Source organism: Phocaeicola faecium (assembly GCF_014837055.1).
In the GTDB taxonomy this organism is placed as follows: domain Bacteria; phylum Bacteroidota; class Bacteroidia; order Bacteroidales; family Bacteroidaceae; genus Phocaeicola; species Phocaeicola gallinarum.
On record NZ_JACSPQ010000002.1, the window covers coordinates 55,746 to 80,836 of the forward strand.

A 25,091-nucleotide genomic window follows, 5' to 3' on the forward strand; every position below is an offset into this window, starting at 1 on the left:
AATTGTTCACTCCGCTTTCTTTTGTCGTCAAAAAATCCGAAATTTGCATGTACGGAAATGTCTGCAATCGGGGTAAGTGACACAAGTCGGTTCTTTTGTCCGTTTTATCGCATGAACCAAACAGTTTATCCGCATGTTTTATCAGAGGCTTCGGATAGCGGCGGAACAGGCGCGGGAGAGGTGAGGAATGGAACCCTGAACGTTAAGTATTTCTGTGAGAAAAGTTGTTATCATTATAACCAGATGCTCTCAGCAGATTTTGGAGGGCATGTTTTATTATTAATAGTGTAAAGTAAAAATGTTAATCATTAAACCCCGTATTCTATGAGACTTATCATTTTTATCGGTATGTTGTGTTGGATGGTGGCAGGAACGGTTTCTGCGCAAACGTTGGATTCGCCCGATGGTAATTTAAAGCTGAATTTCCGCCTGCTGGATGACGGTACGCCCGTTTACTCCCTTCAGTATAAGGGAAAAGACGTTATTAAAGAAAGCAAGATGGGCTTCCGGATACGTCCGTCGTATGTATTCAATAAAGATTTTACGATAACCGATACGCGCTTTTCTGAATCGGACACCACGTGGAAACCGGTGTTGGGCGAAAACAGTGAGATTCGAGACAACCATAAAGAAATGTTTGTAGCCTTACAGCAAAACGGAACCGGCTGGCTGTTGAACATCCGTTTCCGCCTTTTCAACGATGGCTTGGGCTTCCGTTACGAATTCCCCGTACAGAAAGAACTGCGTAACTTTACGCTCGATGGCGAAACCACGGAGTTCCGGTTGACGGGCGACCATAAGGCTTTCTGGTTGCCGGGCGATTACGATACCAACGAATATCCTACCACGGTGTCGAAACTATCGGAGGTAGCCTCGCTGACCGAGAAAGTGCGTCAAGAACCTTTGGCAGCGAAAGCCTTCACGCCGGGACTTGCCGTACAAACACCGCTGATGCTGAAGTCTGCCGACGGACTGTATATCAACATCCACGAAGCTGCGTTGGTAAATTATCCGGCAATGTGCCTCGACTTGGATGACAAGGCTTTTGTTTTGACCTCTCATCTGACGCCCGACCGTAACGGAGCGCGCGGTTTTATCCAGACTGGCAGTGTTACTCCGTGGCGTACGGTGGTGGTGAGCGACGACGCGCGCGACATACTTGCTTCGAACTTGATATTGAACTTAAACGAACCTTGCAAGCTGGCAGATACATCGTGGATTCACCCGGTGAAGTACGTCGGTGTGTGGTGGGAATACTTTACCGGACAAGGCTCTACGTGGGCTTATACCAATAATCAGGACATCGTAATCGGTGAAACAGATTATACGAAAGAGAAACCGAACGGAACACACGGGGCAAATACGGCTCACGTGAAAGAATACATCGACTTCGCTGCAAAACATGGTTTCGACGGCGTATTGGTAGAAGGATGGAACGAAGGTTGGGAAGCGAACTTTGCCTACATAAAGGAACACATTTACGATTTCGACAAACCTTATCCCGATTTCGATGTGGAAGAACTTCATCGTTATGCGGCAGAGCGTGGCGTGAAAATCATCATGCACCACGAAACCACTTCATCGGTTGCCGATTATGAACGCCAGATGGAAGATGCTTTCCGCTTTATGGCAGATAACGGATACGATGCCGTAAAGACCGGTTACGTAGGCCCGATTATTCCGCGCAGCGAATATCACGACGGACAGTGGATGGTAAACCACTACCTGCGTGTGGCGAAAACGGCTGCCAGATATAAGGTGATGGTCAACTCCCACGAGGCGGTACGTCCTACCGGATTGTGTCGTACTTATCCCAACTGGTTCGCCCAAGAATCTGCCCGCGGAACAGAGTTTGAGTCTTTCAACGGCAATACGCTTGAACATACCACCATTCTTCCGTTTACACGCCTGATGGGAGGCCCGATGGACTATACGCCGGGAATCTTCGAAGGCGACCTTTCGGTTTACGGTTCGAACAAAGCGAAACTCAGTACCACGCTCGTCAAACAGTTGGCACTTTACGTAACCATGTACAGTCCGCTCCAGATGGCTGCTGATTTGTATCAGAATTATGAAAAATATCCCGACGCTTTCCAATTTATTAAAGATGTGGCAGCAGACTGGGACAATACATATATCCTCGAAGCCGAACCGGGTGATTACATTACGATAGCCCGTAAAGCAAAAGGCAAAAACGAATGGTACATCGGCGGAATAACCGATGAAAATGCCCGCGAAGCAGTCATCGACCTCAGCTTCTTGCCGGAAGGAAAGAAATATGAAGCAACGATTTATGCCGACGGAAAGAAAGCCGACTGGCGCACCAACCCGAAAGATTATGTAATATCCACGAAGAAAGTAACCCGCAAAACCGTATTGAAGCAACGCCTTGCACCGAGTGGGGGAGTGGCTATCAGCATCAGGGAATTATAAAAAGGAGTTATAAAAGAAGTATCATCCTTTGATAAGATAGTAGCAGTAAATCTGCCCGGACCAAGCTACTTTTGTGCAGAAACTTTAACCGGTAAATCTTATGATGAAACAATTTTTCTGCGCTGTGGCGGTAGCTTTGTTATGCATATCCTGTTCATCGCCCAAGCAAAAGGCGGAACAGGATATGTTTGTATCTGTAAAAAACGGTCAGTTTATCCGTAATGGTAAACCGTACTATTATGTAGGGGCGAATTTCTGGTATGGAGCCATCTTGGGTTCGGAAGGAACGGGCGGTAACCGGAAACGTTTATGCCAAGAACTGGATTCGTTGAAAGCATTGGGAGTAAACAACTTGCGTGTGTTGGTCGGGGCGGATGGAAAATCCGGCGTTCCGACAAAAGTAGAGCCTACCTTGCAAACTGCTCCCGGAGTGTATAACGATACGATTCTGGCAGGACTGGATTATCTGTTGATGGAAATGGGCAAGCGCGACATGCTGGCTGTGCTTTACCTGAATAACTCGTGGGAGTGGAGCGGCGGTTACGGGCAATACCTTGAATGGGCAGGTTTCGGAAAAATCCCCGTCCCGGCGATAGACGGCTATGAGGCTTTCATGAATTATGTAAAACAGTTTCCGCAATCGGAGGCGGCGAAAAGGCTTTTTTCAAACTATGTTAACGATATCGTGACACGTACTAACCGTTATACGGGGAAGCGTTATACCGATGACCCCACCATCATGTCGTGGCAAATAGGTAACGAACCGCGTGCTTTCTCCCAAGATAATAAAGAAGCATTTGCCGATTGGTTGGAAAAGGCAGCAACTCAACTTGATTCGCTTGCTCCCCGTCAGTTGATATCTACCGGGAGCGAAGGTAAAGCAGGTTGCGAAGAAGACATATCGCTGTTCGAACGGATTCATCAGAATGAACATATTGATTACTTGACCATCCATATCTGGCCTTATAATTGGGGGTGGGTATCGGAAGACAGTTTGCAGCAGAAGCTGGATAATGCCAAACAAAAAACCGAAAAGTATATAACGGAACATTTGTCCGTGGCAGAACGCTGCGGCAAACCGATGGTAATCGAGGAGTTCGGTTATCCGCGCGACGGATTTAAATTTGAAAAACATGCCCCAACCGTTGCCCGCGACAGCTATTATGAATCGGTTTTCGGTTTGATAAACAAACATGCCCGTACGGGAGGCCTACTGGCTGGATGTAATTTCTGGGCATGGGGCGGAAGCGCATCCCTTCCTACCGGGCATGATTATTGGAAACCGGGTGACGATTATACAGGCGATCCGGCACAAGAAGCTCAAGGGCTTAATTCCGTATTCAGCACTGACAGCACAACCCTCTCTTTGATTCGGAATATCAATGCAATTTTGTCATGTTCTGATGAGTCTTATTGATACAGGTCAAAAAAATACGGCCATTCCGGTATGTTTTTCTTTTTCGTTGGAAAGATTATCCGAAATGGTCGTATTTTTGTGTTGTAAAACATGAAATAAGTTTCTTGATAACACCTTATAAGGAGAGAAATACAAAGATTGAAAGGATAACGACTAAACTGAAAACAGAATGAAAGAGGTAAAAAGTTTGCTTCGTTCTATCAGAAAGAATCTGGAATGGAGCGCAATGGTAATGTACGGCGGAATGTATAACAAGTAATCGCCGTGTTAATTTGAGAGAATTTGAAGTTGTATAACAAGAAAAGGTTGCACCGTAGACATTCATACGGATTGCAACCTTTTTCTTTATCTTGCCTTGTTACCGAATTAACGATTAGGGGTGTCCCATACTTTTGTTTGCGTACAAGTAATGGTAGTTTGCTGATTACCGCACGATAATTTGAAGTCGCCTTTCTCCAGTCTCCACTTGCCGTCGTATCCTACGAACGCTAAGTCATTAGCTTTCAATTTAAATGTTACGGTCTTGGTTTCACCCGGTTTTAAAGAGATTTTCTCGAAGTCTCTCAAGCGGATATTGTCCGGTGTACTGCTGGCTACGAGATCGCTTGAGTATAACAATACGCTCTCTTTGCCCTCTCTGCCTCCGGTATTGGTGACGTCTACCGTTACGGTGAGTTCTTCATCGGGGTTAAAAGATGATTTGTCTGCGCGGAGGTTATCATATTGGTAAGTGGAGTAGCTTAATCCGAAGCCGAATTGCCATTGAACGTCCATAACCGAATCGTAATTGTAGTTCCCTGCCATCTGACCGATATTTTCACAAGGCTTGTAATCGTAAGTGGCTAATGAGTTGATGAGTTTCGGGTAAGTGAAAGGCATCTTTCCGCTGAAGTTCACATCGCCAGCCAATAAATTAGCCAGCGCATCCCCTCCGTAATTACCGGGGAGCATGATATTGACGACAGCTTTCGCCAGCGGAACAATGTCGTTGACAATACGTGGACGCCCTTGATTCAGAATCAATACAATCGGTTTCCCGGTAGCCGCCAATGCCTTTACCAGATTACGCTGGTTGGCAGAAAGCGTAAGGTCGGTCAGGTTTCCGGGAGTTTCACAGTAAGAGTTTTCGCCGATGCAAGCAATGATAACGTCTGCGTTGTTGGCTGCGGCTACTGCTTTATCTATTTCCGGCGTGTTTTCCTCCCACCAGTTGTCGTTTTTATAAGGAGCATAAGTCACTCCCGGTTCATAGATTACCTGTTCTTTTCCGTATTTGTTACAGAGAGCCTCGTAAATGGTATTGTAATTCTGTGCATATTCATCCGCACGATGTCCTTGCCAGCTATACGACCATCCCCCGTTGAGGCAACGCATGGAGTTGGCATTCGGCCCGGTCAGCAGAATCTTTTTCCCGCGAGCGATGGGCAGTATATGGTCATCGTTTTTCAATAACACTTCGGACTCTTCCGCTGCATGAAGTGCTTCTTCCGCAAATTCAGGCGAAGCAAAACGGTCGTACTTGCTGATGTCCCAATAAGGATGTTCGAATAACCCCAAGCGGTACTTCAATCGCAATACACGGGCTACGGCATCATCGATACGGCTCATTGGCACTTCGCCTTCTTCAACCAGCTCTTTCAGGTACGTGCAGAAGCTGACCTCGTAAGGAACCATTGACATGTCGATTCCCGCATTAATGGCTATCTTGACAGCTTCTTTCTTGGTAGCGGCGATATGGTCGCGCGTACATAAATTATTGATGTCCGCCCAATCGGTTACAATCAGCCCGTCCCAATTCAAGTCTTCTTTCAACCAGTCGGTAAGCAATTCCTTGTTGGCGTGGAAAGGCATTCCGTTATCTACGCCCGAATTGACCATCAGACTCAGTGCGCCGGCGCGGATGGCAGACAGAAACGGTGCGAAATGTTTTTCGCGCAATTCGCTGCGGGGAATAGCCGACGGTGTACGGTCTTTTCCCGAAACGGGTACACCGTAACCCATATAATGTTTCACACAGGCTGCTACCCGGTTTTCGCCGATGTGATTCGGGTCATCTCCTTGAAATCCACGGATGGCAGCAACTCCCATTTCTGCATTTACATAACAGTCTTCGCCGTAGTTTTCCCACATGCGAGGCCAGCGAGGGTCGCGTCCCAAGTCTACCACCGGCGCGTAAGTCCACGGAATACATCCCGCTTTGGTCTCATAAGCAGAGATTTCCGCTCCTCTTTCTACCAACTCACGGTTGAAGGTTGCCCCCATGTTGATGCCTTGCGGGAATAGCGTACCGTCGAGCGTATAGGTTGTTCCGTGTATTTGGTCTACTCCGTAAATACATGGAATGCCAATCTCTTTCATCGATTTGTCTTGGATTTGCTTAATCATGGCTGCCCATACCTCTTTCTTTTGAGCCACGCTCAACGGAACGTTTAGCAGCGAGCCCACTTTGTATTTCCCTATAACCGTATCGAGCATTGCTTCGCTGAGGGCAAATCCGTTTTTGCTTTTCTCGAAATCCGTAACCACATCAATGGTTATTTCACACATTTGCCCTACCTTTTCGTCGAGAGTCATTTGCTTCAGCCACTTCTGAATATTGGCTTCTATTTCCGGATCGGGTGTGATGGCAGGCGGTACGGTCTGTCCGGCGGACGAGACACAGGCACTGGCGCAAAGCATGGAAGCGAGCGCTATGTTTTTTATTTGATTCATACAGATTGGAGTTTAATCGTTAGTTTTTCATTATTATGACGTTATTGGGTGAAATGCGGATATTTATTTTTCCCAGCTATCCGTACGGAAAGGAATGAGCGGCAGTCCGCGCAGGTTTGCCACATTGCCGGGCAGAAAATCGCGGAAAGCATACCGTACGGCAACCGGGCGGTCCACTTCCTTGCAGGTAACTTTTATTTGGTTTCTTCCTGTCAGTTCGGCTTCTGCCGGATGGAACACCCTGTCTTCGCCCGCCATTTCAAAGCCTGTCATTCCGTTCATACGATTGAAACCGTTATCGGCGTGACTGAAACTGAGAATGGCAGCATTGTCTTTTATTTCCATCGATAAGAAGGAAGGGCTGTCCGCCTCGATTCCACTAACGTGATACGTTTTGCTCAACGCCTGATAAGCCAACCGTTCGCCTACGTGTTTTTTATCTTTCGGATGAATGTTGCAGGCTTCATACGGTTCTACCAAATCATTGGTAGAAATCATGGCACTGTTCGGTATCAGCGATTGGGCTTTGAACTGGGCTTCGCGCAACAAGGCACTTGTCGTTCCTTCTGCCGAACCGTATGGCGCTATCTCTACGAAATAAAAAGGCAGTTCGCCAAGTCCCCATTCCTTGCGCCAAAGCTCCGCCATCGTTTTCAGCCGTTCGGCGTAAGTGGAGTGCCTTCCCACGTTCGACTCTCCCTGATACCACAAGAACCCCTTGATGGTGTACTGCTGGAGAGGTTTCAACATTCCGTTATACATCAATACCGGACTGAGGCAATGCCACCAGTCGTGCGGAGCATCCTTGCGGATATCGCGAGACAAATCAATGTCGGGATATTGAGATACGATTTCGCGGGGAAGCCAGCCTTCCACCATCGACCCTCCCCAACTGCAATGGATGATGCCTATCGGTACGTTTAACACGCGGTTCATCATCATGGCAAAATGGAATGCTGTGGCGCTGAATCGGGGTGCATTTTCAGGAGTGCTTGTTTTCCAACTTCCCGTACAGCGGTCTACGGGCTTCAGTTGTCCGTTCTTTTCGACGGTAGCCATGCGGATTCCCTTCCACTGTCCCGCCGCGGCTATGGTTTCGTTGGCACCGGCTATCGGGCAATTATCAAATCCCGCGAGAGGCATCTCCATATTCGACTGTCCGGAACAAAACCATACTTCGCCGATAAGCACATTGTTTAACTGCACGGTCTCGCCGTCGGATATTGAGATGGTTTGCGGTTCATACGAAGCGGCAGGTGTGTCTACCGTCGCGAGCCACCGCCCTTTCTCGTCCGTACGGGTGAGGTAAGTCTTCTCGTTCCACGACGTGTGTACGGTTATTTCCGTTTGAGGTTCTGCCCATCCCCACAGCCGGGCTTGGGTTTGCTGCTGAAGCACCATGTTGTCGCTTACGATGTCCGGCAAGGTTACTTTTCCCCATGCCATAACGCTCGCCAATAACAAGACAGCAGTGCTGAATGGTCTTTTCATAATTTCAAAGTATTAGTAGTTTATATTCTATGGTAAATTTGCCTGAACTATATGCAGAAATTCTCCGCCTTTGTGTTCCCGAAAACGCAACCGTTAGTGTTAATCATTTCTATGGGTAGAACTGTCCGGTTCTACCCATAGTGTTGCCCTGTTCTATGGGTAGCGTTTTTCAGGCAAAACGCTCGTTGATTTCCAAGCACATACGTCCGTTGTGATACGGACATTTCCAGAACCCGGCTTTGTCGTCGTTGCGATTGATGCTTCCATCGGCAAAGCGGCTCCAGTACCACTCCCCGTTTTCGCGGTCAATCAGCTTGTCTTTGATAAACTGCCAGCAGCGGAGTGCGGTCGACAATGCTTCCTCGTCGCCGAAGTGCTGGTATAAATTCAAGTGACCTACTACGTTCTCGGCCTGCACCCACCAGTGAAGTTCGCGGTCGGTCTCACCCTTATCAGAAAAACGTTCGTACATCATGCTTCCGTCGGCGTTCAGTCCCTCATCCGCAGCACGGGCTATCCGCACGATAACCGGCTCAATTTGTTTCAGAACCGTTTCATCGCCCAAAACCAATGCCGCTTCATGAATCAGCCACGAAGCCTCGATGTCGTGTCCGTAAGATATAAGGTGATATTTATTCGTCCAGTCATCTTCGAAAAACAGGTTCAGGTGATACGTTTGCGTGTCTAATATCTTGGTGACGAATAACTCTATCAGGTTTTTCAACTGAGTTTTCAACCGCCCGTCTTTCCATACCCGATACAGATTGGCGTACGGTTCGAGAATGTGCAGATGGGTGTTCATGGTTTTCTTCTCGTTTTCGTCTTTATCGCTCAGACGCATGTCGGCTATCGGTTGCCAGTCGCGCGTCAGCGCTTCCACATATCCGTTTTTCTCTGCATCGAAACTGTATTTCTCAATAACCTCGAACAGCCGTATGGCATATTCCAACGCCTCTTCATCGCCGGTGGCACGGGCATATTCGCTCAGTCCGTAGATGGCGAAACCTAAGGCATAGATTTGTTTTTTAGTGTCGAGCGGATTCCCTTCGCAATCCACCGACCAATAAATGCCTCCAAACTGCTTGTCGTAAAAAAAGTCGAGCAGATAACGTTTGGCGCGTGTGGCAGTAGCCAGATATTCCGGCTTTTTCAACAAACGGTAGGCAGCGGAGAATGTCCAGAGGATGCGGGCATTCAGAATCGCCCCCTTAGGCTCGTCCGGCATTAAGACATCCTCTCCGCTGATGCGCCCGTAAAATCCTCCCCGCTCGCGGTCGGTCATCTTATTCATCCAGAACGGAAGGATATTCCCCTCTAATTCTTCTGTAACCTCCTTGCGGAGTGTGTTTATCGTTTCAGTCATTTTTCTGCGTACGTTTTAAGTTTAACTTATCAATGATATTCTTCATTTTCTGCTCGCCCAGCGGATAGCAAACGATAAAGAGCGTAGAGATGCAGGCTGCCGCAGCAGGAAGCCAGCTCAGAAACATCTTGATACCGTTGATGGTTTCCGCACTCTGTTCGGCATTGGCTTGGAATCCGAAGTAAGAAAGCAGCCATCCCGTAACGGCAGTACCGATTGCCCAGCCAAACTTCTGGCTCATGGATGAGGCACTGAATATAAGTCCGGTGGCACGGTTTCCGGTATTCAGCTCAGAGTAGTCGGCACAGTCGGCATACATCGACCACAAGAGCGGGAAGATGCTTCCGGCACAAATGCTTATCAGACATTGGAAGAGAAAAATCAGTACCAAGTCGTCTTTATCGAACCAAAAGAAGATAACGCTCAGCACGGCGGCTATCAGCATGGCAGCAGCAAAGGTAGTCTTTTTCCCGATTCGGTTACTCAGCGGAGCCGCCAGTATTACCCCGATGATGTTGGCTATTTGTCCCACGGAAAGAAACAGCCCGCTCAATACGAACGACACGCCGAACAGGGTAATGGAATGGAAATGCTCTTCTACGATGAAATATTTGAAATAGTAAACCGCAGCCCCGTCGCGGATGGAATTGAATACCAACGTCCCGATTCCCGCCCCGAAAAGAATCCACCACGGCTTGTTGTGAAACAAATCCCTGATGTCATTCTTCAGCGAAGTACGCTGTTCGTTGATCGGCTTTACGCGCTCTTTCGTCCAAGCGAAACAGCCCAAGAACAGAACGATGCACATTACGGCAATAACCGCCACCGCCATCAGCCAGCCCGTCTGCTGGTTGGCAATCTCCTTGCTATGTCCGCTAAACGCATTGACCATCGGCATGAAAAGCAACAAGGCAATGAAACTGCCGAGGTAGGCAAACATCATGCGGAACGTAGACAGCGTGTTTCTTTCTTGCGGGTTCGGGCTCATTACACCAAGCAGCGAAGCATAAGGCACGTTGATGCCGGAGTAAACCATCATCATCAGCGAGTAAGTGATGTAAGCATATACCAGCTTGCCGGCATCCCCGAACGGAGGAGTGTAAAAGGTAAGCACGCCGATGAAACCGAAAGGAACGGCGAGAAACAAGAGGTAAGGACGAAACTTCCCCCAACGGCTGCTTGTGCGGTCGGCAGCGATTCCGATAATGGGGTCGAAAACCGAATCCCAAACACGGGTGACTAAAAACATGGTTCCTACCATCGCCGCAGGCAGTCCGAATACGTCTGTATAAAAAATCATCAGGTAGGCCCCGAAGAGTTTCCAAAACATCGACGATGCCATATCCCCGAATCCATATCCTATTTTCTCCCTGAGTTTTATCATAGTGCTTACCTTTCGTTTATTTGTTTATTTCATTATTTTCATGTTTTTGTCGATTAACTTCTTCAGCGTTTCTACCGAAGCCGTGGTGGTCAGTCCGTCTTCGGGCGTATTCATACAGTAGTCTACCAACCGGTCTATCGTAGAAACCGCCACGTGCATCCGTGTATCGGAAGAAGCATAGTAAATATACACCGTACCGTCTTCGTCGGCAATCCATCCGTTAGAAAACAACACGTTGGAAACATCGCCTATGCGCTCATCGCCTTCGGGAGCCATGAAGTATCCGCCCGGCGAAGCTATCACCTGCGAAGGATCGTCTAATGAAGTCATGTACAGATAAAGAACGTAGCGCAATCCGGCAGCACAGCCACGCACTCCGTGGGCAAGGTGCAACCATCCTTTCGGGGTTTTGATGGGATGAGGTCCTTCGCCGTTTTTCACCTCCTTGATGGTATGGTAGAAACGTGCGTCGATAATCTTTTCCTCGTGAATTTCGGCATGGGTAATATCGTCAACCAACGCCCAGCCGATACCTCCGCCGCTTCCTGCATCGATAAATCCATCCTGCGGACGGGTGTAAAGCGCATATTTCCCGTTTACAAACTCCGGATGAAGCACCACGTTCCGTTGCTGACTCTTTGTTTTCAAGTCCGGCAGGCGTTCCCATGTTTTCAAGTCTTTGGTACGAGCGATTGCCGCCGTAGCGGTAGCTGCCGAAAGGTCTCCTGCAGGTGCGCTGTCATCGTGACGTTCGGCACAGAAGATACCGTAAATCCATCCGTCCTCATGCGCTGTCAGTCGCATGTCGTAGATGTTGGTGGCAGGAATAACGTCATCGGGCATCGTAATGGGATAATCCCAGAAACGGAAATTATCTACACCGTTCGGACTCTCGGCAACAGCAAAGAACGATTTGCGGTCGGCACCTTCCACCCGTACCACCAACAGGTATTTCCCGTTCCATTTGATAGCTCCTGAGTTCATGGTAGCATTCACTCCGATACGCTCCATCAGATACGGATTGGTATCTTCGTTTAAATCATACCTCCAGAACACCGGCGTGTGAGCGGCCGTTACAACCGGGTATTTATAGCGTACGTATACGCCATTTGTGTTTTCAACAGGTTCATTTTTACGTGTTATCAGTGTCTCATATTTAGCGAACAGCGTTTTTACTTTTTCTTTAAACTGACTCATAATATCTTCATTTATTGTTTTTGACTATACTTTTTATATCGCCAACGAATACGGTTTTCGGATTTTCATAAAACTTGATGAAATCTTTTTCCGAAACCTGTCCGGGATAAGGAGCATAGAAATGGTTTTCTTTCTCTCGTGCATTTCTCCAGACTAAGACATAGCTGATGGGATATTTCTCAATTACGGGCAACAGGGTTTGAGTCCACCATGTAGAATCGGGTATGGTTTCATAACCGGTCTCTGTTATTGCCATAGCCTTGCCGTGAGCTCTGCTTACCTGTGTCAGAATCTGCAATGACTTGTCTAAGTTTTGCTGATAGCTTTCATTATCCCCGTATTGATAAATATCCACACCTATCAGGTCTACGATGCTGTCTCCCGGATAGCGTTCCAGATATTCGGTAGAATCGTTAGGCTCTGTACCCGGTGAGTAAGCCCATAGCAACTGGTCGGCTCCTTTTTCCTTCATGCGGTTATAAGTCATCTGCCACAAGGCTTTATACTCATCCGTCGTACAAAGATTCTGTCCCCACCAGAACCAGCTTCCGGTATGCTCGTGCCACGGGCGGAACAATACCGGAACTTTTATGCCTTCCGAGGTTTGTATGGAGTTTAAGTAATCGGCAACCTTGTCTATCCATCCGATGAATTTGTCATGATTGGCTCCTCCCGGCAAGATGGATTTCACCACGGTAGAATCGGAAACGTCCCATGTATCTTTTCCGGTAAGCGGATTATCGGTATGCCAACTGAAAGAAACCATTCCGCCCCGTTGATATTGTGCGACGGTTTCTTTGCGGATACGGTCGAGCGAGACATTATCGAGATTCCTGTCTCCCCAGATTTCCATCCTTCCCAAATCGAATGACATGATAGCGGGATAGTCTCCGCATACGCTTTTTACATCGCTGCGGGCAGAGTCTCCGTCCCAACCTATTCCGTAAACCGGGTCATCGTGATGACCGAACATGAATACACCCTGTTCAGGTAAGGTCTTTAAGGTTTCCAGCATTGCTGAGGCTTCCGGAGTCCGGAAGTTCCCGGCAGCTTCTTCTTTAGCTGCCTGAGAACATCCGGTTAACCCCATTGTTAGTACCATAAAGATATGAATATATGTGCGGTTTTTCATAAGATTCAGAAATTTATTGTCTCCAACCAGTATAATCAGCATTCGAACCCCATCCCGGATTCTGTTCCAAATGTTCCGATAATGAAACCTGACTTTCAGGGATTTTCAAGAATCCTGCCGTTTCATTGTATCGCTGGGCATAACCACCGTTTTGAGGAACATTCTGTGTCGGTATGGCATCGTTTATCAGGATATCCACATTTTGCTGTTTTTCCAATGCTGCGGCAGCGATGTGCCAACGGCGAATGTCGTTCCAACGTACACCTTCAAAAGCCAATTCCCAACGGCGTTCGTTCTGAAGAGCTTCCAAAGAATAACTTACGGGAGGCAATCCTACGCGGGCACGTACCCGGTTCATACCCGTAGCGTCTTCTTCCAATTCAGACTGCATTAATAGTACATCGGCAAAACGAACCAGTACCAAATCATGAATGTTTCCGAAGTCGAGCGTAACGCTGTATTGCCAGTTGCTTGCCCCATACATCAGAAATTCAAATGAAGGCAGATAATCCATTCCTGGGAAACTTTCCGAATCGGTGTTTCGGCAAGAGATGGGGGCCGATTTCATATTGAAATAACCGGTTTCCTGCATATAATCGTTCCAGCCTCCGGCTCCCCGTTCGTAATTGGGCAAATCGTCAACATCGTAAATAGAAGCTGCACGGCGCGGGTCATTCGGTTCGGCGGCTTCCCAGTCGGCAACCAGATTCGGAGCTACCGGACCGGCTCCCCATCCTTGTCCGAAGGGGAATGTATTGGCATAGTTCTGTCCGCCACGTACACCGAAGTGAAGAGCATATTGATTAGACATACCGGGATATCCGTCGCCACTGCCTACGTAAGTTCCTTGCTTGTTGAACTTAATCATAAACAAGGCTTCAGGATTGATGGCATTATCGTTTTCTACCCATGACAGTCCTTGTCCTTGAGTGTAAGGGAAGTCTTCTACGGTGCAACGATTAGTATATGCCCATAAATTGCGGAAATCGGAGGTAACCAATGAGTAACCGGAATTATTGACACAATCATCAATATAGTCGATTACCTGCTGTTTGGTTAACGTGCTGCCGTCAGGAAGGGTTACTTCTGTCAGCGGATTATAAGTCGTACTGGTTAAGTCTGCCAGTTCTTCTCCGTTGCAATACATTCCGGTATAAAACAGCCAAGCACGTCCCAGCATGGCTTCGGCTGCATATTTGTCTACATGTCCGGCCTGTGCAGCATCGGTTCTTTGGTCGGGCAGTAAGTCGCAGGCATTTTTCAAGTCCTGCAAAATCTGTCCCCACGTTTCGGCAGCAGTAGCTTGCGGTTTGTCTTCAGCCTCCAATGTCGTCATTAAAGGGATGGAACCGTATTGTGATGCCAATTCATAATAGAAGAAAGCGCGTAAAAACAGAGCCTCTCCCAATAATTTGTCATGGTCGGCTTCCGAAATATCTTGGCAGTTATCCAACGATTCGATAAAAGCATTGGCACGTCCTACTCCTTCGTAACGTACTTGCCAGAATGACTCTGTCATGTCATATCCGTAATTAGTCAGAAGGTCCATAGCCTGCATCAATCCGTCGTTGCTTCCGCCTCCTCCCAAATTATCATCGCTTGCCAACATTGAGAGGTAATAGAAAGAAGTCTGAGGGGTAGAGATTGCTTGATTCAGATTCGCATAAATACCCGTCAGCATTTGCTGTGCATCTGTCAGGTTCGTGGGAAACGTACCTGTGTTCTTTTGTGTATAGTTCGTTGTATCAAGGGCATCGTCGCAAGCACCTAATGCGAGAGATGCACCTATCAATAAATATAAATACTTTTTCATATCAGTTTTCTTTAGAATTTAATGTTAACGCCTACCATATAAGTTCTCGGAGCAGGGTAATAACCTACGTCAATACCTGAAGCCCAACTGTCACCTACGCCGGCATTTGCACCGATTTCCGGGTCCATGCCTTTATATCCTGTAATGGTAAACAGGTTTTGTGCGGTAACGTATAAGCGGAGTTGCTGCATCGGGCATTTTTTCCAGATATTCTTCAGGTCGTAACCTAACGTCAGGTTTTGCAGACGGAAGTAATCGGCATCTTCTACGTAAATATCGGAAATTTGTGCGAAGTTTGTGTTACTACCGGCAGTCAGGCGCGGATATTTGTTGGATGTACCTTCACCGTTCCAGTATTCAAGCACTTCGGCAGAATAGTTGTCATACCGGTTACCCATGAACTGACGCCATGAGCGGATGTTTTGTTGTCCGAATGCGCCATAAGTAGTAAACGATAAGTCCCATCCTTTGTAAGACGCACTGAAACTGATGCCACCTGTAAAGTCGGGATGCGGGTTTCCGATTTCGGTTTTGTCGGCTTCTGTAATCGTACCGTCACCGTTTACATCTACAAACTTCAAGTCGCCCGGCTGGATGGATGAACCTTGCAAAGAGTTGGCTGCATTGCCCTGACAGTTCTTGTCCAAGTATGCCTGAACATCGGCTGCATTCTGCATGACACCTTCCGTTTTGTAACCATAGAAATAACCGATGGGGTGTCCTACCTGCATACGGTAGATAGGAGCGGTTCCGTTTGAAAGAATATTTGATTCGCCTTCGATGTAGCCATTTCGGTTATTGATTCGGGTTACTTCATTCTTGTTGTGGGCAAGGTTCAGATTGACGTTGTAACGGAAATCACCTTTCTGGTCATTCCATCCCAATGCGATTTCGAAACCTTTGTTACGTACGTCTCCACCGTTTACATAAGGAGCGTCAAGCCCGTAAGAGTCCAAGATAGGAGCCTGAACCAGTAAGTCTTTCGTATTCTTGATATAGTAGTCGAACGCAAAGTTTAACCGTCCGTTCAAGAAACGGGCATCGATACCAAAGTCCCATTGTTCGGATGTTTCCCAAGTAACCTCTTCGTTCGGTAAGTTAACGGCATATCCTCCTTGTGTAGCTCCGTCTTTATTGTTTCCGAACGGATAACGTCCGTAGGTATCGAAAGCTACCATTGACACGTAATAGAAATTGTCGATGTTACAGTTACCGTTCTGTCCCCAGCTTGCACGCAACTTCAGGAAATCCAGCCAGTTTTGCGATTTCTGCATCCATTTTTCGTTGGTCATTACCCAGCCTACCGAAGCCGACGGGAAAGTACCCCAACGGTGTCCGCGGGCAAAATTGGAAGAACCGTCACCGCGTACAATTAAACTTGCCATGTAGGTTTCTTTCCAGTCGTAGTTCACACGGCCGAAGAATGACGACAGCGCGCTGTCTCCCCACGGAGCGCCGGTAGCGTCTCGCGGTGTTGAAGCGGTACTGTTAGAAAGATAAGCCATTTCCCAATTACCGAAAAGGGTGCTTGATGCCGTGGCACTGATGTCTTCGCCCATACCGAAGCCACTCTTTTGGAAAGACTGACCGAGCAATACGTCGAAGTGGTGTTCATCTTTCACATCGAACGTATAGTTTAATGTGTTTTCAACCGACCAGTTCCATCCTGTACCCATGCTTTGCTGTACTTCATCGTCGGTACGCTGGTCGCTGATGTCGTTCAGGTGATAGATGCCGTTGTATCTTCTATAAGAGTTCGAGCTTTGGCGGTAGCTTACCTGTCCTTTGTAAGTCAGTCCTTTGATGGGCTGCACTTTCAAGTATCCTACCATGTTCAGCGAATAGTTTTTGCTGATGTTGTTACCGTGGTCGATGTAAGTCATTTTGGCGATAGGGTTGGTAGAATAAGGATTGTAACCAAACCATCCGGCATTGTTCAAATCATCGTAACCGTAATACTCGCCGCTTTCGTTGTAAACCGGAATCAGCGGATTGGCGCGGAGTATTTCCGACAGCGTGTTTGAAGATTGTCCGTTGGTGTAAATACCCGAACGCTGGTTGTGATTATAGTAGAAGTTCTCTCCGAAAGTGATGATATCTAAATCATCCTTGCGCCACAGTACATGTTCAGAGTTCAGGCGGACGGTAAAGCGCGAATAATCGGAAGCAGCCGGTTTACCCAGCGTACCTTCTTGCTTCATATATGATATACCTGTTGAAAACTTCGAATATTCCGATCCGCCTGCAAGGTTGATGGAGTGGCTCGTGGTGATAGCCCCTTTATTGCGGATAGCTTCCATCCAGTTTGTGCCGGGGTCTGAGCCATTCATATACGCATCATACTGTTCTTGCGACATGTAGTCGGTCCAGTTATACGGCTGTCCGCCCTCTGCCACGTTTACCCGGTCCATTACCTCCATGTATTCGCGTGCGTTCAGCAGATCAGGCATTTTGTAAACATCTTGCCAGCCCACGTAACCATCGTATGACACCTGCATTTTGCCTTCTTTCCCCTGCTTGGTCGTGATAAGGATGACACCGTTGGCAGCACGCGCACCGTAGATGGCTGCCGAAGCCGCGTCTTTCAATACGTCTACACTTTCGATGTCGGCAGGGCTGATGGTGTTGATGTCGCCTTCCACACCGTCGATGATGTAAAGCGGAGTAGTAGAACCGTTGGTACCCGCACCACGTATGTTGACACGGTATCCTTCGCCCGGCTGTCCGGAAGAAGCTACGATGTTAACACCGGGTGTCTGGCTCTGTAAAGCACCGAGGGCATTGGTGGTGTTCAGTTTCTGGATATTGTCTCCCTTCACCTGTACCGTGGCTCCCGTTACCAGTTTCTTTTTCTGTACACCGTAACCTACCACCACCACTTCGTCGAGTGTTTCAGAATCTTCTTTCAGCGTAATCTGTAAGGCAGATTGGTTTCCGATGGTTATTTCTTGGCTTACATATCCGATGTATGAAACCGTGATGACCGCTCCTTCAGACACGTTAAGGCTGAAGTTACCGTCGATGTCGGTAATCACTCCGTTAGTAGTTCCTTTCTCAAGGATGTTGGCCCCGATGATAGGGATGCCACTCTCGTCGACAACAGTTCCTGTGACTGTTTTGGCTTGTTGGGCAGTTTGGTAAGTATCGACCGAAACTGCGAAAGCCTGCGGAGTTCCTGCTACGATTGCCGACAGGCAGACTCCTGCAACTAAAGCTGCTTTTTTTGCGTTTACGTTCATAAATAGATATGTTTAGATTGTATTAAGGTTATAATTCGTATTTCACTGTTTTAGATTTAATTCTAACACATCGTGTCTTATTCATTACAACGAGTGCAAAATTACGGGGTTGGACGGTTATGAACAAATACAATTTTATCACATCGTAATACTTTCTTAACACGGTTGCAAAGTCGTTTTTTTGCCTGCAAATGTCTCGAAAAACGCTACCGTTAGTGTTAGTCATCTCATGCGGTAGCGTTGACTATTTCTACCCATAGCGTTCACCCGTTCTATGGGAAGCGTTCCGGGCGTACGGATAAGCCCGGTTCTACCCATAGGGTGAGACTACGCTTCGGCTTGTTTCTTGTCAGGCAAAATAAAACCCGTGTTTGGAGCGGGAAACACGGGCATGTAGTGAGATGAAGCATAAAATGTCAGATTACTATCTTTTTCTTACAGTAATTTTCCCGGAACTCTTTCGGGGAACAGTTCTTCTTCTTCTTAAAAATACGGTTGAAATTAGAAAGATTGTTGAAGCCGCATTCGTAACAGATTTCTGCTACCGACATGGTAGAGTCGACCAGTAGGCGGGAAGCATGACCGAGGCGGATGTCGATGATGTAATCAGACAATACCTTTCCTGTACGCAGCTTGAAGAACCGGCTGAAGGCTACGGCACTCATGCCTACCATGCCGGCTAATTGGTTCAGGCGTATTTCCTCCTGATAATGGTCGTTGATGTATTGTTGTATTCTCTGTACGCGGCGGCTGTTTGCCTGTATTTCTACTTTGGCAAAAGACGATGATGACAGTTTGTGGGCGCTGTCGATGAAGAAAGACAGTTCATATAATAAGGTAAGAAACTGGGTGACGGCATAAAACCCTTTGGTTTCGGGCAAGGTGTCAAGCAGTGCGTATATTTTCATGATGGCAGGCAAAGGAAAACATAACCCGTTTTGAGCATGGTTCAGCATGGTTTTCACACGGTCGAACTGGTTGGTGTCGATGAGGCTGTCGAAAAAATGCGGAGAAAACTGAATGGTAATTTCACGGATGTCTTCCGAGTGGCAGTCGGCCTGCTCCCACACGTGTTCAAGGTCGGCGCTCGTAATAAGTACAAGGTCGTATTCGGCAACGGTTTCCACCGAATCGCCCACAATGCGCCTCAGTCCCGTTCCGTGTTCGATGAAATTCAGTTCAAACTCCTTGTGGCAGTGGATAGGGTAGGTAAACTCTTTCTTGTGGCGGTCAACGATGTAAAAGCAGTCTTTGTCTGATAGCGGGGTAATTTCGCGGATGATGTGTCGTTCGGCATAGTCTTTGTTCATAAGGCAATATTCTACTAAAGGTTATGCAAACAAAGATAGTGATTATGCGGTTTCCACCGACACCGATTGGGAGGTTTTTCTGTAAAGAATTGCTTTTGTCTTTGGCTTGTATGAAAAGTATGCGTTTCCGGCGATACAGATACATGGAAAAACTGTAATTTTGTAAGATAGATAACCGAGTATTATGACATATACCTTACAACATATAAACGCCCTTATACCGCTTTCGCCCGAAACCGAGCGTGAACTTTGTGCCTGCCTGACACCGTTCCGCTTCCCCAAACGTCACCTGCTGGTAGAGAAGGGGAAACGTACGGGAGCCGCTTACTTTATTGAGCGGGGCATCACGCGCTCTTATTGGCTGGTAGACGGTGAGGAAATCACCACCTCGTTTGCCGCTGAGGGAAGCATCGTATTCAGCATGGATGAATTTTACTACGATAAGCCGAGTGAAGAATATGTGGAAACGCTGGAGGAAACCGAAACTTGGCGCATTGGTCTTGAGGACTTGCACCGCTTGTTCCGCACCAATTTGGAGTTGGCGAATTGGGGACGTATTATTCACCAAAATGAATATCATCGCTTGCACCGTTCGCATAAAGAGCGGCTGACGTTACCTGCCGCTCAGCGTTACGAAGCCTTTTGCCGGCAGTTTCCGGAAGTGGTGCAGCGTGTCCAACTGGGTTACATTGCCTCTTATCTGGGGATTACGCTGCCTACGCTGAGCCGGCTGAGAGGGAAAAGAAACGGTTAGCGTTCGGCGTTGCAGATTGTGGTTGTTTTTTGTCGTAGGACAAAACTTTATCGGAAGAAGATGCGTAACTTTGTGCCAATTATTTCTGAATACATTAAAACGAAAAACAATCTATTATGTCAAGACCTTCTTCCGCCGCATTCGCGGATTCAAAGCCCCACTACGAATTGTTAGACGGACTGCGTGGGGTAGCTGCCCTGTTAGTGGTGTTCTATCACATTTTCGAAGGACTGTCTTTCGCTGCCGGAGGCACACTCATTACTACTATCAACCACGGTTATCTTGCCGTAGATTTCTTTTTTATCCTTTCGGGGTTTGTTATCGGCTATGCTTACGATGACCGTTTGGGTAAAACCATGACGCTGGGTAATTTCTTCAAACGCCGACTCATCCGTTTGCATCCCATGATTGTACTGGGTGCGGTATTAGGCGTAGTGTTTTACGTATTGCAAGGATGCGAACAATGGGACGGTACACACGTGGCTACGTCGTTCATCATGCTGGCTCTGCTGTGTGCCATGTTCTTCATTCCCGCTGCTCCGGGTGCCTGCTATGACATTCGTGGAAATGCCGAAATGTTTCCGTTGAACGGTCCGAGCTGGTCACTGTTCTTCGAATATATCGGAAACCTGCTTTACGCACTCTTTATTCACCGGCTGAGTACGCGGGCGCTGGCCGTACTGGTAACGCTGACAGGCATCGGTCTGGCTTGGTTCACGCTGTTCGATGTAGTGGGTTACGGTATGATTGGTGTAGGCTGGACGCTGGACGGACTGAATTTCTTCGGCGGACTGCTGCGTATGTTGTTCCCCTTCTCGCTGGGCATGTTGTTGTCTCGTAAGTTTAAACCGCTGAAAAACGTGCGGGGTGCGTTTTGGATTTGTTCGGTAGTATTGCTCGCGTTATTCTGCGTACCCTATATCGAAGGAAAGCATGTCATCACCTTTAACGGATTATACGAAGCGGTTTGTATCTTCGTTATTTTCCCGTGTTTGGTATGGCTGGCAGCTTCGGGTAAGACAACCGACCGTCACTCTACGCTGATATGTAAATTTTCGGGCGACATCTCTTACCCGCTCTATGCGGTACACTATCCTGTGATGTATCTGTTTTATTCATGGTTGATAGAGAATAAATATTATACGCTTGGCGAGGTATGGCATGTTGCTCTTGTGGTTTATGTAGGCAGCATCCTGTTAGCTTACGCTGCATTGAAGTGGTACGATGAGCCGGTTCGTAAATGGCTGACCAAACGTTTTTTACCCAAGAAGAAATAAACAGATAAATTAGGTCGGTGTATAAGGGTTACTGAATCGTCTTTTCTTGAAAGATTCAGTAACCTTTATTTTTATGTATACCGAGAATACAAGAAGGGCAACGAATCAACATCTGTATTATTTTCTGCTGAAATAGTACCATTGGTTTTGTTGTTTATTCCGTACTTTTGTTGTTGTAAAAAATCTAATATCAATAAACATGAATATCAAGAAAAGTATGTATTTGTTTGCCGGAGCATCAATGCTTAGCGGCGGACTTTTTGCCCAAACCGTGGCAGTCTCTACCCCTCATACTTCGTTGGTTATTGAAGCATCAGTAGGAGGCGAGTTAAAACAGATTTATTATGGAAGCAAACTGACAGACGGCGGGTTGGAGAATATTACGGCATCGGGCAATGCTGCGTTGCCGGTTTATCCGGTGTATGGGATGAATTGTCAAAGTGAAACGGCTTTGGCTGTAAAACACGACGATGGAAACATGTCGTTACAGATGGAAGTGGTAAAAGTAGAAAGCGATAAGGATGCCTCCTCAACGCTCACCACTGTTTATTTGAAAGACAAAGTTTATCCGTTTTACGTAAATGTTTGTTACAGGGCATATCAAGACGTGGACGTCATTGAAACTTGGACCGAAATCACACACAATGAGAAGAATCCCGTTATTTTAAATCAGTTTGCTTCGGCATACTTGCCCATCCGTCGCGGAAACGTATGGCTTTCGTCGCTCTACGGTTCGTGGGCAAACGAAGGGCGTCTGCTGCAAGAATCCTTAGAGCCGGGGATGAAAGTAATAAAGAATAAAGACGGCGTTCGTAACTCGCATACGGCTCATGCTGAAGTGATGTTTTCGCTCGATGGAAAGCCACAAGAAAATACAGGAAACGTAATAGGGGCTGCTCTTTGTTATACCGGAAATTATAAATTACGCATTGATACCGATGACAGTGAGTATCATCATTTCTTTGCAGGCATCAATGAAGAAAATTCGGCATATAAATTAGAAAAAGAAGAAGTTTTCCGCACGCCGGTGCTTGCGTTTACTTATAGTAAGGAAGGATTAAGCGGAGCAAGCCGTAATTTTCACCGTTGGGGACGCGAATACAGGTTAGCAAATGGAGATGTTCCGCGTAAAATATTGTTGAATAGTTGGGAAGGTGTTTATTTTAACATCACGCAGGAAGGCATGGACCAAATGATGGCAGATATTGCTGCAATGGGAGGCGAACTGTTTGTCATGGACGATGGATGGTTTGGCGATAAATATTCGCGTGATACCGACAATTCTTCATTGGGAGACTGGACGGTAAATAAAAAGAAACTGCCCGAAGGAATCGAAGGACTGTTGCGTGATGCCAAAAAGAATGGTGTGGAATTTGGGCTTTGGATAGAACCCGAAATGACAAATACCAAAAGCGAACTCTACGAAAAACATCCCGACTGGATTGTTAATGCCTTAGGGAGAGAACCCGTAACCGGACGTGGCGGTACGCAGTTGGTTTTAGACTTGGGGAATCCCGAAGTACAGGATTTTGTATTTGGTGTGGTAGACAATCTGATGACCAAATATCCCGAACTTGATTACATTAAATGGGATGCGAATATGGGAATCATGAGTCACGGTTCTACCTATCAGACCAAAGACAATCAAAGCCATTTATATATTGATTACCATCGCGGATTTGAAAAAGTATGCCAACGCATTCGGGCTAAATATCCGAAACTTACGATTCAGGCTTGTGCCAGTGGTGGCGGACGTGCCAATTATGGCTATTTGCCTTATTTTGATGAATTCTGGGTGAGCGATAATACAGATGCTTTGCAGCGTGTATATATGCAGTGGGGAACTTCTTATTTCTTCCCGGCGATTGCAATGGCGTCGCATATCAGTGCAGCTCCCAATCATCAGACATTCCGCTCCATTCCTTTGAAATACCGCATCGACGTAGCCATGAGCGGACGTTTGGGCATGGAGATTCAGCCTAAAAACATGACAGACGAAGAGAAAGACTTGTGCCGCAAAGCGATAGCCGATTATAAAACCATTCGTCCGGTAGTACAGTTCGGCGATATCTACCGTTTGATGTCTCCATACGATAAATTGGGAGTAGCTTCGCTCATGTATGTTTCTCCCGAAAAAGACAAGGCGGCATTTTATTGGTGGAAGATGGAAACTTTTGTGAATCAACACTTGCCGCGTGTGAAGATGGCAGGACTGGATGCCGGCAAAGTGTATCGGGTTCATGAGTTAAACCGCATTGATAACGAGCCTTTGTCGTTTGAAGGTAAAACTTTTACGGGTGCTTATCTGATGGATAACGGACTGGAGATACCGTGCACACATCGGGTAGATTATCATAAACAGAACGATTATGCCAGCCGTGTGTTGTATCTGGAAGAAGTAAAATAAAGCGTTTATAACGTTTTCTTGAGTTGCGTTCCGCATGTGCGGGACGCAATTTTTATATCCCCATTAAGGATATATAAAACAAGCGGGGCTACGTCATGATTGACATAGCCCCGCTGCTTAATTTATGGTTAGTTTATTAGCATTGAGCCAATTTACCATCCGAACCCAACACGTTGATGATTTTGTGTTTGTACATCTTTTCCATGTTGTCGCGAGCCGGGCCCAAGTATTTACGCGGGTCGAACTCAGCCGGTTTTTCAGCGAATACCTTGCGGATTGCAGCAGTCATAGCCAGACGAGAGTCTGAGTCGATGTTGATTTTGCAAACAGCAGACTTAGCAGCTTTACGCAATTCTTCTTCAGGAATACCGATGGCAGCTTCCAGTTTACCGCCGTATCGGTTGATTGTATCAACTTCTTCCTGAGGAACTGAAGAAGATCCGTGAAGAACGATGGGGAATCCCGGAAGTTTTTCCATAACAGCGTCCAAAACTTCGAATGCCAAAGGAGGAGGAACCAAACGGCCGGTAGCCGGGTCAACGTGGCATTGTTCGGGTTTGAACTTGTATGCTCCGTGAGAAGTACCGATTGAAATAGCCAAAGAGTCGCAACCTGTACGAGTAGCAAAGTCGATAACTTCTTCAGGGTTCGTATAAGTGTGGTGTTCTGCGCAAACTTCGTCTTCAACGCCAGCCAATACGCCAAGTTCACCTTCTACTGTTACGTCGAATTGGTGAGCGTATTCTACTACTTTCTTAGTCAAAGCAACGTTTTCTTCGTATGGCAAGTGAGAACCGTCAATCATTACTGAAGAGAATCCCATGTCGATGCAAGATTTGCAAAGTTCGAAAGAATCTCCGTGGTCAAGGTGAAGAACGATTTCAGGATGAGCGCATCCCAATTCTTTAGCATATTCTACTGCTCCTTCAGCCATGTAACGAAGCAAAGTCTGGTTTGCATAGTTACGAGCGCCTTTAGATACTTGCAGAATAACCGGTGATTTGGTTTCTACGGCAGCCTTGATGATAGCCTGCAACTGTTCCATGTTGTTAAAGTTGAAAGCCGGGATAGCATATCCGCCTTTGATTGCTCTGGCAAACATATCTCTTGTGTTTACCAAACCTAAATCTTTGTAATTAACCATTGTTGTATAATTTATAGT

Annotated in this window: 15 protein-coding genes; 5 read left to right on the top strand and 10 right to left on the bottom strand. The window is 47.0% G+C overall.

Features of this window, described 5'->3' with window-relative positions; translation table 11 throughout:
• The first annotated feature begins 324 nt into the window (after positions 1-324).
• Both H9626_RS05885 and H9626_RS05890 read left to right on the top strand, forming a co-directional pair.
• Positions 325-2,433 carry a glycoside hydrolase family 97 protein gene (locus tag H9626_RS05885; RefSeq protein WP_191709898.1) on the top strand — a complete coding sequence of 703 codons (2,109 nt, stop codon included), beginning with the start codon at positions 325-327 and terminating at the stop codon, positions 2,431-2,433.
• 103 nt (positions 2,434-2,536) lie between these two features.
• On the top strand, positions 2,537-3,850 hold the full coding sequence (locus H9626_RS05890) for a glycoside hydrolase 5 family protein (protein WP_418833725.1): 1,314 nt from the start codon (positions 2,537-2,539) through the stop codon (positions 3,848-3,850).
• Between the two features lie 366 nt (positions 3,851-4,216).
• On the opposite strand, the gene H9626_RS05895 is transcribed toward H9626_RS05890, so the two are convergent.
• From H9626_RS05895 to H9626_RS05935, 9 genes are all read right to left on the bottom strand, one after another.
• Positions 4,217-6,562, bottom strand: coding sequence for a glycoside hydrolase family 3 N-terminal domain-containing protein (locus H9626_RS05895; RefSeq protein WP_191709900.1), 2,346 nt, complete (start codon positions 6,560-6,562; stop codon positions 4,217-4,219).
• Between the two features lie 63 nt (positions 6,563-6,625).
• Positions 6,626-8,053, bottom strand: coding sequence for a sialate O-acetylesterase (locus H9626_RS05900; RefSeq protein WP_191709901.1), 1,428 nt, complete (start codon positions 8,051-8,053; stop codon positions 6,626-6,628).
• Between the two features lie 169 nt (positions 8,054-8,222).
• Positions 8,223-9,416: an AGE family epimerase/isomerase gene (locus H9626_RS05905; RefSeq protein WP_191709902.1), complete on the bottom strand. Its 1,194-nt coding sequence runs from the start codon at positions 9,414-9,416 to the stop codon at positions 8,223-8,225.
• Positions 9,409-10,800, bottom strand: coding sequence for an MFS transporter (locus H9626_RS05910; RefSeq protein ID WP_191709903.1), 1,392 nt, complete (start codon positions 10,798-10,800; stop codon positions 9,409-9,411). The genes H9626_RS05905 and H9626_RS05910 overlap by 8 nt, the downstream gene beginning before the upstream one ends.
• Before the next feature lie 24 nt (positions 10,801-10,824).
• Entirely contained in the window at positions 10,825-11,997 is a 1,173-nt protein-coding gene (locus H9626_RS05915) for a glycoside hydrolase family 130 protein (RefSeq protein ID WP_191709904.1), read from the bottom strand.
• A gap of 7 nt (positions 11,998-12,004) precedes the next feature.
• Positions 12,005-13,129 (bottom strand): glycoside hydrolase family 26 protein, encoded by a 1,125-nt coding sequence (locus H9626_RS05920; protein WP_191709905.1) that lies wholly within the window; start codon positions 13,127-13,129, stop codon positions 12,005-12,007.
• Between the two features lie 13 nt (positions 13,130-13,142).
• Complete coding sequence (locus H9626_RS05925) at positions 13,143-14,942, bottom strand: RagB/SusD family nutrient uptake outer membrane protein (RefSeq protein ID WP_191709906.1); 1,800 nt, start codon at positions 14,940-14,942, stop codon at positions 13,143-13,145.
• An 11-nt stretch (positions 14,943-14,953) separates the two neighbouring features.
• Positions 14,954-18,181, bottom strand: a complete 3,228-nt coding sequence (locus tag H9626_RS05930) for a SusC/RagA family TonB-linked outer membrane protein (RefSeq protein ID WP_191709907.1) — start codon at positions 18,179-18,181, stop codon at positions 14,954-14,956.
• A 416-nt stretch (positions 18,182-18,597) separates the two neighbouring features.
• On the bottom strand, positions 18,598-19,491 hold the full coding sequence (locus H9626_RS05935) for a helix-turn-helix domain-containing protein (RefSeq protein ID WP_191709908.1): 894 nt from the start codon (positions 19,489-19,491) through the stop codon (positions 18,598-18,600).
• 184 nt (positions 19,492-19,675) lie between these two features.
• Here H9626_RS05935 and H9626_RS05940 point away from each other — a divergent pair, with 184 nt between their 5' ends.
• From H9626_RS05940 to H9626_RS05950, 3 genes are all read left to right on the top strand, one after another.
• Entirely contained in the window at positions 19,676-20,245 is a 570-nt protein-coding gene (locus H9626_RS05940) for a Crp/Fnr family transcriptional regulator (protein ID WP_191709909.1), read from the top strand.
• Positions 20,246-20,361: 116 nt separating this feature from the next.
• Positions 20,362-21,522, top strand: a complete 1,161-nt coding sequence (locus H9626_RS05945; RefSeq protein ID WP_191709910.1) for an acyltransferase family protein — start codon at positions 20,362-20,364, stop codon at positions 21,520-21,522.
• A 199-nt stretch (positions 21,523-21,721) separates the two neighbouring features.
• Positions 21,722-23,929: an alpha-galactosidase gene (locus H9626_RS05950; protein WP_191709911.1), complete on the top strand. Its 2,208-nt coding sequence runs from the start codon at positions 21,722-21,724 to the stop codon at positions 23,927-23,929.
• 136 nt (positions 23,930-24,065) lie between these two features.
• Here H9626_RS05950 and H9626_RS05955 read toward each other — a convergent pair whose 3' ends face one another.
• Positions 24,066-25,073: a class II fructose-bisphosphate aldolase gene (locus H9626_RS05955; protein WP_178255618.1), complete on the bottom strand. Its 1,008-nt coding sequence runs from the start codon at positions 25,071-25,073 to the stop codon at positions 24,066-24,068.
• Positions 25,074-25,091: the final 18 nt, after the last annotated feature.